The 15,234-nt window shown below is 45.7% G+C and carries 15 protein-coding genes and 1 pseudogene; 7 read left to right on the forward strand and 9 right to left on the reverse strand.

The window, feature by feature from the left end:
- The 3 genes from GOU96_RS10625 to GOU96_RS10635 form a co-directional block, all read right to left on the reverse strand.
- Nucleotides 1-729, reverse strand: a 729-nt coding sequence (locus tag GOU96_RS10625; protein WP_324701961.1) for a citrate/2-methylcitrate synthase, incomplete at its 3' end; no start/stop codon positions are given.
- 174 nt (nt 730-903) lie between these two features.
- Entirely contained in the window at nt 904-1,800 is an 897-nt protein-coding gene (gene prpB / locus GOU96_RS10630; RefSeq protein ID WP_000059217.1) for a methylisocitrate lyase, read from the reverse strand.
- A 10-nt stretch (nt 1,801-1,810) separates the two neighbouring features.
- Nucleotides 1,811-2,515 (reverse strand): GntR family transcriptional regulator, encoded by a 705-nt coding sequence (locus tag GOU96_RS10635; protein WP_000842742.1) that lies wholly within the window; start codon nt 2,513-2,515, stop codon nt 1,811-1,813.
- A gap of 635 nt (nt 2,516-3,150) precedes the next feature.
- On the opposite strand from GOU96_RS10635, the gene GOU96_RS10640 reads away from it, so the two are divergent.
- The 5 genes from GOU96_RS10640 to GOU96_RS10660 all read left to right on the forward strand — a co-directional run bounded on the left by GOU96_RS10640 (nt 3,151) and on the right by GOU96_RS10660 (nt 7,732).
- Nucleotides 3,151-4,122, forward strand: a complete 972-nt coding sequence (locus GOU96_RS10640) for a tripartite tricarboxylate transporter substrate binding protein (RefSeq protein WP_000911053.1) — start codon at nt 3,151-3,153, stop codon at nt 4,120-4,122.
- Nucleotides 4,123-4,372: 250 nt separating this feature from the next.
- On the forward strand, nt 4,373-4,870 hold the full coding sequence (locus GOU96_RS10645) for a tripartite tricarboxylate transporter TctB family protein (RefSeq protein WP_162808950.1): 498 nt from the start codon (nt 4,373-4,375) through the stop codon (nt 4,868-4,870).
- 9 nt (nt 4,871-4,879) lie between these two features.
- Nucleotides 4,880-6,409 (forward strand): tripartite tricarboxylate transporter permease, encoded by a 1,530-nt coding sequence (locus GOU96_RS10650; protein WP_000883968.1) that lies wholly within the window; start codon nt 4,880-4,882, stop codon nt 6,407-6,409.
- A 289-nt stretch (nt 6,410-6,698) separates the two neighbouring features.
- Nucleotides 6,699-6,887 (forward strand): hypothetical protein, encoded by a 189-nt coding sequence (locus GOU96_RS10655; protein ID WP_055034475.1) that lies wholly within the window; start codon nt 6,699-6,701, stop codon nt 6,885-6,887.
- A complete protein-coding gene (locus tag GOU96_RS10660) occupies nt 6,884-7,732 on the forward strand; it encodes a hypothetical protein (RefSeq protein WP_095471941.1) in 849 nt (282 codons plus the stop codon). Before GOU96_RS10655 ends, GOU96_RS10660 begins: the two co-directional genes overlap by 4 nt.
- 279 nt (nt 7,733-8,011) lie before the next feature.
- On the opposite strand, the pseudogene mglC (GOU96_RS10665) reads toward GOU96_RS10660, so the two are convergent.
- The 6 genes and pseudogenes from mglC (GOU96_RS10665) to mglB all read right to left on the reverse strand — a co-directional run.
- Nucleotides 8,012-8,164 (reverse strand): annotated as a pseudogene (gene mglC, locus GOU96_RS10665) (beta-methylgalactoside transporter permease); the annotation flags it as partial.
- On the reverse strand, nt 8,152-8,949 hold the full coding sequence (locus GOU96_RS10670) for a DUF1460 domain-containing protein (protein WP_267781721.1): 798 nt from the start codon (nt 8,947-8,949) through the stop codon (nt 8,152-8,154). The gene GOU96_RS10670 and the pseudogene mglC (GOU96_RS10665), both read right to left, overlap by 13 nt.
- A 350-nt stretch (nt 8,950-9,299) precedes the next feature.
- Nucleotides 9,300-9,938, reverse strand: a complete 639-nt coding sequence (locus tag GOU96_RS10675; protein ID WP_000859519.1) for an outer membrane protein — start codon at nt 9,936-9,938, stop codon at nt 9,300-9,302.
- 409 nt (nt 9,939-10,347) lie between these two features.
- Nucleotides 10,348-11,355 (reverse strand): galactose/methyl galactoside ABC transporter permease MglC, encoded by a 1,008-nt coding sequence (mglC, locus tag GOU96_RS10680; RefSeq protein WP_000340252.1) that lies wholly within the window; start codon nt 11,353-11,355, stop codon nt 10,348-10,350.
- Nucleotides 11,356-11,365: 10 nt separating this feature from the next.
- Entirely contained in the window at nt 11,366-12,874 is a 1,509-nt protein-coding gene (gene mglA, locus GOU96_RS10685; RefSeq protein WP_001909557.1) for a galactose/methyl galactoside ABC transporter ATP-binding protein MglA, read from the reverse strand.
- A 204-nt stretch (nt 12,875-13,078) separates the two neighbouring features.
- Nucleotides 13,079-14,053, reverse strand: a complete 975-nt coding sequence (mglB, locus tag GOU96_RS10690) for a galactose/glucose ABC transporter substrate-binding protein MglB (RefSeq protein WP_001884703.1) — start codon at nt 14,051-14,053, stop codon at nt 13,079-13,081.
- Between the two features lie 495 nt (nt 14,054-14,548).
- Between mglB and GOU96_RS10695 the strand changes: the two genes are divergently transcribed.
- On the forward strand, nt 14,549-15,031 hold the full coding sequence (locus GOU96_RS10695) for a NifB/NifX family molybdenum-iron cluster-binding protein (RefSeq protein ID WP_142573401.1): 483 nt from the start codon (nt 14,549-14,551) through the stop codon (nt 15,029-15,031).
- The gene (nqrM, locus tag GOU96_RS10700; protein WP_000221701.1) at nt 15,028-15,225 is read left to right on the forward strand and encodes a (Na+)-NQR maturation NqrM; all 198 of its coding nucleotides are present in this window, start codon (nt 15,028-15,030) and stop codon (nt 15,223-15,225) included. Before GOU96_RS10695 ends, nqrM begins: the two co-directional genes overlap by 4 nt.
- Nucleotides 15,226-15,234: the final 9 nt, after the last annotated feature.

The following is a 15,234-nucleotide window of genomic DNA, read 5'->3' on the forward strand; positions in this document are numbered from 1 at the left end:
CGCTTCATCGGCACTGCGCCACTGCTCAATCATCGCCATCGCAGCTTCATTAGCCCCGCCATGCAAAGGCCCGCGTAGCGTACCAATCGCGCCTGTGACGCAAGAGTGAATATCCGACAAGGTTGACGCGCAGACTCTTGCCGCAAAGGTAGAAGCATTGAATTCATGCTCAGCGTACAGAGTGAGCGAGCAGTGCATCACTTTTTTGAACAGCTCGCTCGGCGCTTGGCCAGTGAGCATTTTGAGGAAATAGCCGCCAATCGAATCTTCACTTTGATCGGCGGTATCAATCCGCACCCCGTCATGACTGAAGCGATACCAGTAACAGATGATCGCCGGAAACAGCGCCAACATACGCTCGGTCGCCGCTTGTTGCTCAGCGAAGGTATGTTCAGGCTCAAGGTTGCCAAGAATGGAGCAGCCCGTGCGCATCACATCCATCGGATGCGCTTCGGCAGGGATCAATTCCAGTGCTTGTTTAAGTTTTTCGGGTAAACCGCGCAGGCCAATCAAACGAGTTTTGTACTGATCCAGCTCCGCTTGCGTTGGCAAATGCCCCACCAATAGCAGGTGCGCAACCTCTTCAAACTGAGCATGATGGGCCAAATCGGTAATGTCGTAACCACGGTAGGTTAACCCGGTTCCCGTTTTACCCACAGTACACAAAGCGGTGCTTCCCGCGCTTTGGCCGCGCAGCCCTGCTCCGCCTAACTCTTTTGCAGCAGACATGTCGAACTCCTTTTCTGGCTCTCCTTTTGGTGCTGATGCACCGACCTCTTTGGGTCACCTTTAGGTGTTTTAGGAGAGCAATTTCACGTTATTGGATTTAATGTTCTCTTACTCGCGCAGCCACATTGGCTGTCAAACCTAAGAGAGGGTTGTTTTCCTTGGGCTTCCCTCGACTTAAGAGGGTTGTGAAAACAGCTGATCCAGCTTGTCTTCGTATTCGTGGTAATGCAGGTAGGCGTAAAGCTCTTTGCGCGTTTGCATTTGATCGAGCAGCGCTTCCTGATTACCGTGTTCCAGCAAGTGGCGATACACATTTTCCGCGGCTTTATTCATGGCGCGGAAAGCGCTGAGTGGGTACAGCACCATATCCACATTCACCGCCGCCAATTGCTCGCCGCTGTAAAGGGGAGTCTGACCAAACTCGGTAATGTTGGCCAAAATCGGCACAGGTTTACCTGTGGCACTGCGCAGTGCCGTCGAGAACTGCTCGTACTGTTTCAGCTCAGTCATGGCTTCAGGGAAAATCATGTCCGCGCCCGCTTCCACACAAGCAATCGCACGCTCAATTGCGCTGTCCATGCCTTCTACCGCTAAGGCATCGGTGCGCGCCATGATCACAAACTCAGGATTGATGCGCGCATCCACTGCGGCTTTGACGCGATCCACCATCTCTTGCTGGCTAACAATCGCTTTGTTAGGACGATGGCCACAGCGTTTTTGCGCCACCTGATCTTCCATGTGCACTGCTGCGGCTCCGGCTTTTTCCATCGCTTTGATGGTGCGAGCAATGTTAAATGCACCGCCAAATCCGGTATCAATATCCACCAGCAAAGGCAAATCGCAGGCGTTGGTGATGCGTTCCACATCTACCAACACGTCATTGAGTGTGGTGATGCCCAAATCTGGCAAGCCGTACGAGGCATTGGCAATGCCACCGCCAGAGAGATAAATCGCTTGATGGCCGATACTTTTCGCCATCATGGCGCAGTAAGGGTTGATGGTGCCGACGATTTGCAGTGGATGATGGGTTTTCACTGCCAGCCTGAATTTGGCGCCAGGACTTAAACTCATGGGATTCTCCTTAACCTTGTTGTTGGGCATCCAGCATTATTTGTTGTTCGATCAATTGGCGACTGCGCGAGATGTGGCGACGCATCAGCATTTCGGCCAACTCTTCATCTCGTTGGCGAATCGCACGCAGAATAAATTTGTGTTCTTCCAAAGCTTCTACCGGACGCGAATGCGAACGCGGCGATTGGTAACGATACATGCGCAACAAGTGGTAAAGCTCATCACACAGCAAGCCAATCAGTTGTTGATTGCGGCTGGCTTGAATAATTCGATAGTGGAAATCGAAATCACCTTGCTGGTGAAAGTAAGAAGCGCCTTCAACCTGATCGATATGAGTGGAATGTGTCGACAATAGGCTTTCTAAGCCCGCCAGTTCGATTTCGGTAATATTACGCGCTGCTAACCTTGCGGCCATGCCTTCCAGAGCTTCGCGCACTGCATACAGCTCAACCAATTTGGTGGGTGACAATTGAATCACTCGCGCACCGATGTGCGGAATGCGCTCTATCAATCCAAGCCCTTCCACTCGCATTAACGCTTCACGCAGTGGGCCACGGCTGACTTGAAACTGTTTGGCGAGCTCAGGTTCAGAGATTTTACTGCCCGGCGCGAGCTGACCTTCAACAATGGCTTCAATCAGATACTCAGTGAGATTCTCTGATTTGGTGCTCTCTTTTTCAGTGCTCGCTTGGCGGACTAACGGACTACTTTTCATCAATCGTGATTCTCATGTTCGCAACTAACTGTTCACAACTCACTCTGTGTTAAATGCGCATCGCTATCTTGGCCTGATGAAAAAATAGCCCATAAAAGTGTCGACAATCAAGATAATTGTCGACACTTTAGACTAAGGTATAAAGTTGAATACGTGGAGAAAGAAAGAGAAATTGAAGTAAAAACCTTTAAAAACAAATAGTAAAAAAAGACCTCTTTTTTATTTCTCACCGACTGGTTGCGTATCATGATTAATATCTGTCTACACAACACGCCTTTCCATGACGTCAACATAACCTCAATCAAGACCGTGAATTTTATGAACATAATTCACTTAATGCCCAATATTGCTTTTATTGACGGATTAAAGACATTTATTTAACAGCTTATTAACCTTGGTTACATGCTCATTATCAGGAGCAGTGGTACCCCAAACCTTGGCCACAGAATCCTCACGATTGACGATAATGACTGACAAGCGTTAATCATGTCTCTTTTCGTGAGGTCGTGGTGAAAAAGAGATACCCCAATGACTTGAATCGTAGCCGACACCGCTGCTGCCGCTGCATGTCGAAAGGGGACAAAACAATAAGCATCAACGAGCAGTATGATGCACCAACATAAGGAACGTGAAACATGCTGAAGTTTTTTAAACCCTCCCTCACCGCCGCCATGCTGGCCGCTACTTTTTCTTTCTCTTCTCTCGCGGCTGACCTTGAAAAAATCCACTTTATCGTACCCGGTGGTGCTGGTGGTGGCTGGGATATGACCGCACGCGCCACAGGCGATGCGCTTATGAAAGCGAAATTGGTCGGGAATGCTTCTTACCAAAACCTCTCTGGTGGCGGTGGCGGTAAAGCGATCGCACACCTGATTGAAACCGCCGATCGTCAGCAAGATACGCTGATGATTAACTCGACCCCGATCGTCATTCGTTCGCTGTCTGGTGTTTTCCCTCAATCTTTTCGAGATCTTACGCCAGTTGCCGAAATCGTCTCTGACTACGGTGCTTTCGTCGTGGCGGGTGATTCAAAATACACCTCTTGGGAACAAGTGGTCGCGGATTTCAAAGCCAATCCGAAACAAATCAAAATCGCAGGCGGTTCAGCACGCGGTAGCATGGATCACTTAGTCGCTGCTGCAGCCTTTAAAGGCCAAGGCTTAGATCCAAAAGAAGTGCGTTACGTCGCTTATGATGCGGGAGGCTCCGCCATGACTGCCCTGCTCTCTGGCGAAACTCAAGTCCTTTCAACCGGTCTGGGCGAAGTGCTGGAGATGTCGAAATCCGGTCAAGTGCGCGTTTTAGCGATCACCTCTCCAAAACGTTTGGAGATCGCACCCGATATTCCAACCCTTGCCGACTATGGCAACCCAACCACCTTCGTTAACTGGCGTGGCTACTTTGCCGCACCGGGCGTGAGCGCAGAAAAAGTCGCGGAGTGGAACGAAGTGTTCAAGAAGATGTTTGCCAGCGAAGAGTGGAAAGTGATCCGTGACCGTAATGGCTGGATTGACAGCTACAAAGGTGACAAAGAGTTTTACGCTTTCCTTGAAGAACAAGAGAAGCAAATGGGCGACCTGATGCGTGAACTCGGCTTCTTGAAGTAATTGCAGCAGAAGCGGAGCAATCCGCTTCTCTCACACTGTTTGCCGAGTAAACGTAAACACCGTCACTCCTTTATTTATGGGTAAAGTTTGTTTATGGATAAAGTTCCTTTGACTTGCAGTCATACCCAAACACCTTAATGCTGCCTGCATTTTTGCTGGTAGTGTGACAGGTTTGGTTAATCCCCATTTATTAACTTGTGTTTACTCGGCTCTTTCTCGCACACCGTTCACAAACCCAATGGAGTTGGATATGTCGGACCTGCCAACCAAAATTTTCACCAAAGAAAACTTACTCTGCCGTGACCGAGTGGGAGCCATGTTATTCCTGCTGTTCACCCTTGGTTACGGCTATCAAACCTCACTCATCACCATGTTTCCGGGCGATGAGTTGGAACCCTTTAACGCCCGGACTCTGCCTACTATTTTGACTTATGCGGGCATCGCCCTATCGCTGTTACTGCTTGTTGTTGGGCAACCCGATAAGAAAAGTGGTGCGGTATTGGAGTTTAATTGGAAGTTACTGATTGGCTTTTTGGTACTGATGGCGCTGTACGGTCTTGGCCTGACTTATCTCGGCTTTGTGCTGGCCACTTCCTTCTTCTTACTTGCTGGTTTTTACCTGCTGGGCGAACGACGTAAAAGCATCCTGTTTGGTGCTTCATTCCCCTTCGTGCTCGCTTTTTATTTTTTACTGACCAAAGGACTGGATGTGTATCTAGAGCCGGGTCATCTGTTTACTTTCGGATAGGAAATCATCATGTTAGACGGAATTTTACAAGGGCTGGCAACGGCGGTAATGCCGACCAACCTGATGATGGTTATGATCGGCTGCTTTGTCGGCACCTTCATCGGCATGCTCCCGGGCTTAGGCCCCATTTCAGCGATTGCGCTGATGATCCCGATTACTTACGGGTTAGAACCCGCTTCTGGCCTGATTTTGATGGCTGGCGTTTATTACGGCGCGATTTTTGGTGGCTCAACCTCATCGATTTTGATCAACGCACCGGGGTGTTCTTCAACCGTCGTGACCGCATTTGATGGCTACCCAATGGCGCAAAAAGGCCAAGCGGGTAAAGCACTGGCATTGGCGGCTTACGCTTCCTTCACTGGCGGTACACTGTCTGCCATTATGCTGCTGTTTGCCGCGCCTGCCCTAGCCAAAGTATCACTCAGCTTCCAATCGTCCGACTATTTCGCACTGATGCTGGTTGGCCTTTCCGCCGTGGCCGCCTTTGCCGGCAAAGGCCAAGTCATCAAGGCATGGATGATGACTGTACTCGGTTTAATGCTTTCCACCGTCGGTATTGATAAAGGCATTGGTGTCGAACGCTTCACCTTCGGTCTGACCGATTTGATGGATGGCTTTAGCTTCCTACTCTTAGCGATGGCGACCTTTGCCCTTGGTGAAACCTTAATGGGCATTTTAAAACCAGATGCAGACAACAGTGCCAACGAGCAAGAGCAGATGAAAAACATCGGCAGCATGAAACTGACTAAGGAAGAAGTCAAAGAAGCGGCTCCGGTTTCACTGCGTTCGTCAATCCTTGGTTTCTTCACTGGCGTACTGCCCGGCGCAGGCGCAACCATTGCGGCTTTCTTGGCTTATGGAATGGAACGTAACCTCGCCCCCAAAGCCAAAAAAGAAGAGTTCGGTCAAGGCTCGCTTCGTGGTTTAGTGGCGCCAGAATCGGCCAACAACGCGGCATCCAGCGGTTCATTCGTCCCACTTTTAACACTGGGTATTCCAGGTTCGGGCACCACTGCGATTATGTTGGGCGCATTGATCGCTTACGGCATTCAACCGGGGCCACGTCTGTTTGTTGATCATCCCGATATTTTCTGGTCAGTCATCATCTCCATGTACGTGGGTAACATCGTACTGCTGATCCTCAACTTACCTTTGATCCCGTACATCTCCAAACTGCTGGCAGTACCACGCACTGTACTGCTGCCGATGATTCTGTTCTTCTCCATCACCGGCGTATATTTGGTGTCGTTCAATACCATGGATGTGTATGTGATGATTCTGGTCGCGATGGGCGCAATTGCTCTGCGTCTAGCGAACTTCCCACTCGCCCCCCTCCTGCTCGGCTTTATTTTGGGCGGTTTGATGGAAGAGAACTTACGCCGCGCGTTGATCATTACGGATGGCGAAATCAGCTTCCTGTGGGAACGCCCAATCACTTTAGCCTTTACCGTATTGGCAATTGTAACGTTACTTAGCCCACTGTTTGGCCGCTTGATGGAGCGTAAAAAGCGTCCAACAGGGGTGAAACTGCCGCACTGATTAAAGCTTATTCTTCACGAGAAGATGAGAGCGCCACCATTTGGGTGGCGCTTTTTAGTAGATAGAAATTCGAAGTAGTTTTGTGTTGTGAATGAATCGTTCAACTGCTCATTTTGTTCTATAACTTTTGTGAGCAACCTTTGATTGCTGTGTTACAAGCTGATCGCATTTGCGAACAAATAACTTGTCTTTTATACCTAGGCAGTTAAACTTTTGGTAAAAGTCCAAGCACATTCGGCCATCCGTGTGTGCTTTTCTCTCACTAAACAAGCGGAGTATGGAGGTGTTTATGTTCTGGAACACAAAACCCAAAGACAACTCTAAAAACAGCTCTCTTGAACAAGTGCTTAAAGACAATAAAAGTAAGTTCAAAGTTAATCGTGATGGTTTCATATCCATAGATCTTGCATCCCAAGATGCGCTCAAAGCCATCAGAGAGCAAGTGGATAAAATTGAGGATATTGCTGTTAAAGCATGAGTGCAGTTTTAATTCTACTAATACTTGTATCAGGTTTTGTCTTTACAAGTTTACATATCCCAGCAAGGTTTAAGCAGAAGCGAACAACTGGCTGGGATTCTTATTTTTATGTGGTTGCTTGGGGAACTCTATGGGGCTTCATTGCTGCAATAATCTGTGTGTTAATTGACTTCTTTAATTGTGTTGCTTTGACTATAGAGCATTTAGGCTACAACCTTAAAGATGTCTCAAAACTATCCATTAAGTTCGACGATATTCGAACTATTGCTTTTGCTTTTGTATCGGTTTCTATCGCGCTTATCTGTGGTCTTTTATCAAGACTGTACTTCACTATATTCCCAGACAAAAAACTGAAACACATAGCGAAAATAGCGAAAAATGATCATTTGGACACATTCATCTTAGAAGCCTCTGCAACTCAAATACCTATACTGGTTACTCTTGGATCCCGAAAGTGCTATGTTGGCATTTGCTTCGGCGAAGCAGGCTTTGATGACGGTGGTTCAGAACATATATCACTATTACCTCTGCTTAGTGGATATCGAGACAAAGATAAGTTATCGCTCAACATCCTCACTAACTACCATATTCATTATGAAGATAATGACCTCTATGACGGCACACACGACAATCTAACATTAGATCAATTTAGGGTGATCATTCCAAAATCGGAAGTGGAAATTTACTCGTTTTTCGATATTGCTACTTTCAAGCAGTTTAAAGAAGTAGAAAAAAAATGTGATAAAAATGGTGCTGACAACGGTATAGGTATACCCAACTCTGAGTTCAGTGCAAGCTCAGTACAAGAGAGCTATCGAGATTTCAACTCGACATCTAGTGGGTAAGCGTTGACATTCTCATTCTACGATATACCTACTGTTAAAAACCTCGCTGGTAGAGTTCGCCTACACTTAGCTTATTCGGCTGCTCAGATATATCGAAAGCTCCTCTTACTCACAATGTCCACAAAACTGTTGAACTGTGCAAAATCAATCCTCCTCTGAAAAAAGGGGGGGGAAGAAACTGATTCAAAGAAAGCGAGCACGCCCATTGCTTCTACAAATCTCTCCCCAAAAAAAGCCTGATCATCGTTAGGCTTTTATATTGGTAAATCGACAATCCGATTATTTCTTATTCGCGTATTTCATGGAGTCCAAGGCAACCGCGAAGATGATGATCGAACCTTTAATGATGTACTGCCAGTAAGGGCTAACGCCAATGTAGGTCATACCGTTGTTGAGTAAGATAAAGATCAGCACCCCAGTTACTCTACTCGCAAAACCACAATTCCGGGTTTTGAACGGATATAATCCATAAAAGGAAGATCGACAACTTTATTGTATTTGAATAAGGATGAAGCGTTACGGTAGAGAATTTGATTATTTTCTTTAACGATAATGCCGGTGTGAGTGACATCTAACCCTATTTTTGGAGAATAAACCCCGACTAAATCACCATTTTGCAGATTATCGAGGACAGATTGAGTAATTTTATCACTCGGAATATAAGTGACCATTCTCGGAATAATCCCTAAGCCTTGAATATACTCCCCGCCTTCTACTTTTTGATTTAACTGTTTAGGTACAGTGATAGCATCAGGACTCATCTTTTCAGTAATATCGATAGCAATCTGTGGTGATAATGCATACCAATCACTAAAGAAGTGCTTGCGGTCATAAAAATTAATATGGGACTTTTTATAGCGAATATTCATCAAGGAACTGAAAAATGATGGCGTATCGGAAGCTTGGCTTAACGCTACGACATAATCTAAATAGGTAAAACAATCCATCCCATCAAAGTTCACTACTAGCGCGTATGGCCGGTCGGAATGATGAACTAATGTATTCGCTTGATAGGGAGTATCCATAAATAAGCGAGATGTATGAACGAGTAAGTCACCCGATTTTAAATATGCATTCGGTTTTATTTCATTTTCGATAATAGAGTTTACTTTTTCAAGAGTACGCTCGCTAATACTAATGGCATATTCATCTGAGTGATGTGTTGAACAGGCAGCGAGTAATATCATCAGCAGAGCGATAAAAGGCCGTTTGAGCATCGATTTTTTATCCTTATTATTGTGACTCATAAATCATGTCATTTATTCATAATGGCAATGCACCCTGCCTGCTTGTACTTTGCACACTCTACCACTGTTCTATCCTTTGTCGACATTCAGTTTATGTTGTAAAAAAGCCGCCTAAATTGGCGGCTCGATTAGCCATCATACCCAAACGGCTTGGAGTTGCAGGCAGCAAGTGAGTTCATCCCAATGAGCATAGACAAACACTGTGATTGGAGTGAACAAACGTAGCCATCACCGCTGCAGCTTCAAGTAGGAAAGGGATATTTTTCAAACTCGCTTTAGTTTGTAACTGATAACCCTAGCAAGTCTTTTAGAAAAATAGATTAGTAGTTATAGTTCACACCAAGAAATACTTGGCTGGCTTTAGTAAAGTTAACATTGTCCAAGCCATCAAATTTGTTGCTAGCCAGATATTGATACTTATAACCTAACTCTAAATTCCAATGTTCAGTGAACATAACGCCAGCACCAACAGACGCTGCGAGCAAAGCTCCAGTATTACTTTGATTTTTGTCAGCACGACTTAAGCTTCTTACTGAGACATCTAATTCATCATGATATAGACCAATCTCTGCACCCGCTTTTACGTAAAACAGATCATTGAAGTTATGTTGAATATTCTGCCCTACACCAAGGATCGCGAGTTGACGCTCGACGACAAGCTTATTGTATGCATCAAATAGTGTAATTTCCGTATTACCATAATCTAAAAACACATAACGAGTGGTCAATTGCTGTTCATTCAGTTGCTTGGTCGCTCCCCAATGAATACCTAGCATGGCGAACTTTTCATCGATATCTTTGAGATCTGAACTTGTATCTTTGCTGAAATCATTACCAAAATCAGAGCTTTTGAAACTAATACCAAATTGGTTGTTGGACATGGTTTCTTGGGTTGTTTCCGCTTGCACAGAGGACGCAAATAAAATGCTAGTAGCAAGCAAAGAAATAACTGTTTTCATAAAAAATAACCTTTAGGTATTTATAGTAATAACGAATGTCTTTTGCACAAAATCGATTAAATTTCACTCATTAATTCACAATAATCAGATTATGAACCTTAGAGACTATCGACATTGAGAAAAGAGTCGGCATTTTACTCATAAACACAAAAAATGAAAGTCAAATAATTCATTCACTTTTGGTAACTAAATTACATAACATCGTTTACTCATCTCTCTATATCAAAAAGTTCTTCAGCATTCAGTCTAACGCTTTCGAAACCATACATAATTTTCTATTTAGTTGTTTTATATTCATAACGTATCCTCACCGTGTTCATCCAAAAGTAATAATTCAATCCTCCACATATACCCAATAAAAAGGCCTGATAATCATCAGGCCTTAAAAACAGACAAATCGACAATCTGCTTACTTCTTATTGGCGTATTTCATTGAATCCAGCGCTACAGCGAAGATGATGATCGAGCCTTTAATGATGTACTGCCAGTATGGGCTAACGCCGATGTAGGTCATACCGTAGTTGATTACGGTAAAGATCAGCACACCGGTCACTACCCCTGCGATACTCCCCACACCGCCAGCGAATGAGACACCGCCCACCACACACGCCGCAATAGCATCCAACTCATATAAGAAGCCTAAGTTGTTGGTAGCACTACCAATTCGTCCCGCTTCGAGCATACCGCCAAACGCATAGAACACACCGGAAAGCGCATACACTTTAAGCAGAGTCAAAGGCACGTTAACACCCGACACTTTCGCCGCTTCTGGGTTTCCACCAACCGCAAAAATGTTTTTGCCGAACACGGTTTTATTCCACAGCACCCACATAAAAATGATCGCGATAATGGCGTAGAAGGTGATGTAGGAGAACCGAAAATCCCCAATTCGGATAAAGCCTTGAGTGAAGGTAGTGAAACGTTCATCAAAACCCGCAATCGGTGATGCACCGACCGAGTCGTAGTACAGCGAGTTAATGCCGTAGACGATGATCATGGTGCCTAAGGTCGCAATGAATGGCGTTACTTTGAGGTAGGCCACAATCACACCGTTGACCAAACCGATAATCGCACCAATCAAGCAGACACTAATGATCACCGCCAGAATGGGAATTTCACCCAAGCTTGGGAATACTTTGTTCACGTTATCCATTGATTGCAACAAAGTAGCAGAAATCACCGCGGCCAGACCCACTTGGCGACCAGCTGATAAGTCAGTGCCTTGAGTCACGATCAAACCGGCTACCCCCAATGCAATAATCACGCGCACGGAGGATTGAGTCAGGATATTACTGAGGTTACGTAAGCTTAGAAATGAGGGCTCTTGAATCACAATAATCGCCAGCAGAATAAACAGCACTGCGTAGATTGCGCCCTCTTTTAAATGTTTAATTGCAAATGATTTGACAGCATCCATAGTCATTTCCTTAGAGGTATCGAGAGGCCAGTTCTAGAATTTCGTTCTGAGAAGTTTGTTTGGTATTCACAATGCCCGCATTGCGGCCGTTGCTCATCACCATGATCCGGTCGGTAATTCCGAGCAGTTCCGGCATCTCAGAGGAAATAATGATGATGCCTTTGTCTTTCTTGGCCAGCTCTAAAATCAGCTGGTAAATTTCGTACTTTGCGCCCACATCAATACCGCGTGTGGGTTCATCCAACATCAAAATCTCCGGTTGAGTCAGCAGCCAGCGCCCGATGATGACTTTTTGCTGGTTACCACCGGAAAGCGAACCGATATGAGTTTGATGCGACGGGGTTTTCACCCGCATCGAGTCAATCACCCATTGCGTATCACTTTTCATCTTCTTGTCACTGAGGAGACCGTAAGGCGTTTTGTACTCGTCCACGTTGGCAACTAACGAGTTAAAAGTGATGTCGAGATTGGAGTAAATCCCTGTCGAGCGGCGCTCTTCGGTCACGAGTGCAAAACCGTTTCTGATCGCTTCATGCGCATCGTGATTTTTCATTTCACGACCATGGAGCAGAATATGTCCGGCACTGCGTTCACGCACACCAAAAATGGTTTCCACAATATCGGTACGACGCGAACCGACGAGACCCGCCACACCCAGAATCTCCCCAGCTCGTAGTTCAAACGAAATATCTTGAATCGAGGGTTGATTGAGTGCGGTGAGATTCTTCACCTCAAGAATGACATTCTTCGGTTCGTTGCTTTTTTCAGGGAAACGCTGGGTCAGTTCACGGCCAACCATCATCGAAATGATCTTGTCCATGTCCAACCCTTTCAACGGACGCGTATCGACCCACTGGCCATCACGCAAAATGGTGATCTCATCGCAAATAGAAAAGATCTCTTCCATTTTGTGCGAGATGTACACCACCCCACAGCCTTTTTCTTTGAGCTTTTTGATGATGGTAAAAAGATGGTTTACCTCTTTTTCGGTCAGGGATGAGGTAGGTTCATCCATGATCACCACTTTGGCATCGTAGGAAAACGCTTTGGCGATCTCGAGCATCTGCATCTGTGAAACCGACAAGGTCGCGACTTTGACCTTCGGATCGATATCAATATCGAGTTCGGCAAAAATCGCTTTGGTATCCCGATACATTTTGTCGTGATCAACAAAAAATCCTTTGGTGGGATAACGGCCAAGCCAAATATTATCCATCACCGAGCACTGTTTTACTTGGTTCAACTCTTGGTGAACCATAGAGACACCGGATTCCAGCGCCTCTTTTGATGAGGAAAAGTTCACATGCTGGCCAAGAAAAATGATATCGCCTTCATCTTTCTCATAAATACCAAATAAGCATTTCAACAAGGTGGATTTGCCTGCGCCATTTTCACCCATCAAGGCATGAACCGAATGCGGACGCACTTTTAAATTCACCTTATCCAGAGCTTTCACTCCGGGGAACTCTTTACTCACCCCTGTCATTTCCAGCAGGAATTCATGTGTTTGATTGACCATGGCATCACTTTTATTATGCAAAAATTCAGACAACCCATATCAATGCGTGGTACACACGGCGTGATATCTCTGTGCGGCAAATCCGTTGATCTGTCGCTGAATCTTTCGATGTTGCAAAAATATATCCAAATTACTTAGCGTTGCAGCTTCAACTGAGAAGGGATTGTGAAAAGGGGAAGTCTCCTTCCCCTCTTCTCGCCAAGGTTATTCGACGTTATTGATGTCAACGCCTACGTAAGGTACGCGAACGACCTTATTCTCAATCGTCCACTGAGTGCCTTCGGCAGCAGGTTTGCCATTGGCTAGATTACGCGCCAATTCAAAGGTCGCTTTAGCTTGGTTTTGCGCATCATTCAGCACAGTACCCGCCATGTCGCCGGATTTAATGAGTGCCAAGGCTTCTGCCAGAGCATCGACACCAAATACTGGGATTTTTTGGCCAGCACCGCGCAAAGCTTCAATCGCGCCCATCGCCATACCGTCGTTGTTGGCAATCACGACTTCGATCTTGCTGCCATTTGGACCAGAGAGCCATGCGTCCATTTTGTCTTTCGCCATCGCGGTATCCCACATGCCTGTATCCATGTGCAGCTCTTGGGTTTTAATACCGTTATCGTTGATGGTTTTCACTGCATAAGTAGTACGCGCTTCCGCATCTGGGTGGCCAGGCTCACCTTTGAGCATCACGTATTGCAGCACGCCATCGCCGTTTTTATCCCACGTTGGGTTGGCTTTCCACTGCGCAGAAATCAAATCGCCTTGAATGATACCAGACTCTTTAGAGTCAGTTCCGACATAAAACGCTTTGTCATAACTGGCCATGGCTTCTGGTGACGGTTCTTTGTTGTAAAACACTACAGGTACGTCGTCGATTTTGGCTTTCTGGATGATGGTGGGTGCAGCCGCCGGGTCAACAAGGTTGATCGCGAGCGCTTGTACGCCACGCGCCAACATCACATCGACTTGGTCATTTTGCATCGACTGGCTATTTTGCGAGTCATTCATGAGGATACGCGTGTTGCTATCCGCCGCGGCTTCTTTTTCAATCGCTTGGCGAACAACCGACATAAAGTTGTCATCGTATTTGTAGATGGTAAAGCCAATGGTGGTATCTGCCAGAGCTTGTGTACCAAAACCCATACCAGCAGAAAGCATTGCTAAAACAGTTAACTTTCTCATTGAACAAGTCCTATTTGTTGTTTTGTATTACGTGTGTAGGGAACAACGCTTACTCGACCTTTTGTACAAAAATCCACTTGCACAGCCTGTGAAAACGTTTACTCAGGAGTATAGTTTTAAAAAACACAATTAATGTGAACCAGTTAAAAAATTGTTCTTTAAACCGCCAAACTGTAACCATTTGTTTAAATAGTTTGAACCCAATAACAATTTAGCCCTGATGTGACGACAATACCCGTGCTCACTCAGTGGCATAATGTCGTATCTAAAAAACAAAGAGTGATAACGTTTACACAAACTAATGGTAGTGATAAGGAATTGGACTAATTTGAAGTGGCTGAAGTCTCAACGGTGTTTTAACAAGATGACGAAAAATACCCATTCATTCGCTACTCACGCTCCACAGGGACGACAGATAAGTTTGCTGATTTCATTATTGGCATATGCCAATAATGAGCGCAAAATAGCGACGTAATCTTATTTAGGAGAACTAAAATGATTCTAGCCGTTCCTAGCCGCCATGGTGTGCCATTTAACCATTTTGCCAAAGCGCCCTCATTTTCCGTTATCGATTCCAATACACAGCAGTTACAAGCGGAATTCCATCTTGAACTTGACCCATCAAAGTCCTGTGGCAAAAAGTCAGCGATTCTGCATCAGCTCCGCCACTATCAAGTCGAAGCAGTTGCGGTTCGCCAAATCGGACAATCCATGCTGCAAGCCTTGTTTAACGCAGGGATCCGCGTCTATGCTTTACCCAGGGGAGTTGCTTTAACCGATCTGGTATTAACACAGTTACAGCCAATCACGGATTTAAGTTATGGCAAAGCCTCACCAAATAAAGTCCATGGTGAACGAGGATGTGGTAAACACAGTAGCAATCCTTCAGGCTCGCGTAGCACACTCGTTTCGCCATCGACACACCTGTTTCAGCGTGGGTTTTCCATCAAACGGTTATGGAAAGGAGAAGAGAGATGACGTATCTACTGGCTTTCGGTGCCTTTGTGCTCTTTGCGGTTTTAATGACGTTAGGGGTGATGGCTAAGCGCAAACCGATTCAGGGCAGTTGCGGTGGGCTAGCTAACGTGGGGATTGATAAAGAGTGTAATTGTGAAACCACTTGCGATACTCATCAGCGCAAGCTTTACCAAATTTCCGAACCCAAAAAATAAGCCCCCTCT

Origin of the sequence: Vibrio sp. R-1 (assembly GCF_035615595.1) — a bacterium.
GTDB lineage: Bacteria > Pseudomonadota > Gammaproteobacteria > Enterobacterales > Vibrionaceae > Vibrio > Vibrio cholerae.

What these genes read in the sequence shown, in the direction of transcription:
- mglA (WP_001909557.1), bottom strand. Translation starts at nt 12,874, where the DNA reads ATGGTCAATCAAACACATGAATTCCTGCTGGAAATGACAGGGGTGAGT.
- nqrM (WP_000221701.1), top strand. Translation starts at nt 15,028, where the DNA reads ATGACGTATCTACTGGCTTTCGGTGCCTTTGTGCTCTTTGCGGTTTTA.
- GOU96_RS10635 (WP_000842742.1), bottom strand. Translation starts at nt 2,515, where the DNA reads ATGAAAAGTAGTCCGTTAGTCCGCCAAGCGAGCACTGAAAAAGAGAGC.
- prpB (WP_000059217.1), bottom strand. Translation starts at nt 1,800, where the DNA reads ATGAGTTTAAGTCCTGGCGCCAAATTCAGGCTGGCAGTGAAAACCCAT.
- GOU96_RS10655 (WP_055034475.1), top strand. Translation starts at nt 6,699, where the DNA reads ATGTTCTGGAACACAAAACCCAAAGACAACTCTAAAAACAGCTCTCTT.
- GOU96_RS10670 (WP_267781721.1), bottom strand. Translation starts at nt 8,949, where the DNA reads ATGCTCAAACGGCCTTTTATCGCTCTGCTGATGATATTACTCGCTGCC.
- mglC (WP_000340252.1), bottom strand. Translation starts at nt 11,355, where the DNA reads ATGGATGCTGTCAAATCATTTGCAATTAAACATTTAAAAGAGGGCGCA.
- GOU96_RS10645 (WP_162808950.1), top strand. Translation starts at nt 4,373, where the DNA reads ATGTCGGACCTGCCAACCAAAATTTTCACCAAAGAAAACTTACTCTGC.
- GOU96_RS10660 (WP_095471941.1), top strand. Translation starts at nt 6,884, where the DNA reads ATGAGTGCAGTTTTAATTCTACTAATACTTGTATCAGGTTTTGTCTTT.
- GOU96_RS10695 (WP_142573401.1), top strand. Translation starts at nt 14,549, where the DNA reads ATGATTCTAGCCGTTCCTAGCCGCCATGGTGTGCCATTTAACCATTTT.
- GOU96_RS10650 (WP_000883968.1), top strand. Translation starts at nt 4,880, where the DNA reads ATGTTAGACGGAATTTTACAAGGGCTGGCAACGGCGGTAATGCCGACC.
- mglB (WP_001884703.1), bottom strand. Translation starts at nt 14,053, where the DNA reads ATGAGAAAGTTAACTGTTTTAGCAATGCTTTCTGCTGGTATGGGTTTT.
- GOU96_RS10640 (WP_000911053.1), top strand. Translation starts at nt 3,151, where the DNA reads ATGCTGAAGTTTTTTAAACCCTCCCTCACCGCCGCCATGCTGGCCGCT.
- GOU96_RS10675 (WP_000859519.1), bottom strand. Translation starts at nt 9,938, where the DNA reads ATGAAAACAGTTATTTCTTTGCTTGCTACTAGCATTTTATTTGCGTCC.